Origin of the sequence: Corynebacterium sp. HMSC30G07 (genome assembly GCF_001806945.1) — a bacterium.
GTDB lineage: Bacteria > Actinomycetota > Actinomycetes > Mycobacteriales > Mycobacteriaceae > Corynebacterium > Corynebacterium riegelii.
This window is the reverse complement of record NZ_KV786444.1, coordinates 39,403-40,065: the sequence shown is the minus strand read 5'-3', so window position 1 is coordinate 40,065 and position 663 is coordinate 39,403.

The following is a 663-nucleotide window of genomic DNA, read 5'->3' as shown; positions in this document are numbered from 1 at the left end:
TTGGTAGCAGTGTCGTGACTATCCGGTAGCGCTTTAGTGAGCATCCGGTAGTGGCTCAAATTGTATGGGGTGATGGTTCCTGTATCCGCTTCATTAGGGTGCGGGACGTTCCGGATGAAGTCACGCTTTTGAAATGGGAGCTATGCCGCGGAAGCCTCCATGACCGGCCCAACCCCAACTCATCGGCACTAAGGATGTCGATTCGGAGTAGTTGGTACCACGATTCCGCGTAGTTGGTACCGGTGCTCCGCGTACTCGGTACTGCAGGACTCTTTCACAGTTGATGCTGGAAGCACCCTGTTTCGGTGATGTTGTGTCAGCGTGACCTGTTATAAGAAGTAGACGTCTGGAGCCTGCTCGCGGACTGCACCGCTGTCTCGATACCAGGCCGACAACAGTGGTGGGCATTCTGGGCAGCCCGGGGTCCGAGCGTTCTAAGCACCGAATACACATTGAACCTTTGCGGGCAGTTGCGAGTAACGCTGCCGGAGAGCCGGCTGCAACATAGTGGCCACCCAATCCGCATAGAAGTCTTCACCATGCGCAAAGGCGCCGCCTCAGTGGGCTGCTCGAACGACTAATGCCTAACAGCCGGGGCCGTGCAGTCGGCTCGGTTCGGCTGTCCACGTACCAACTACTTGGAACGCGGCAGTACCGAGCTTT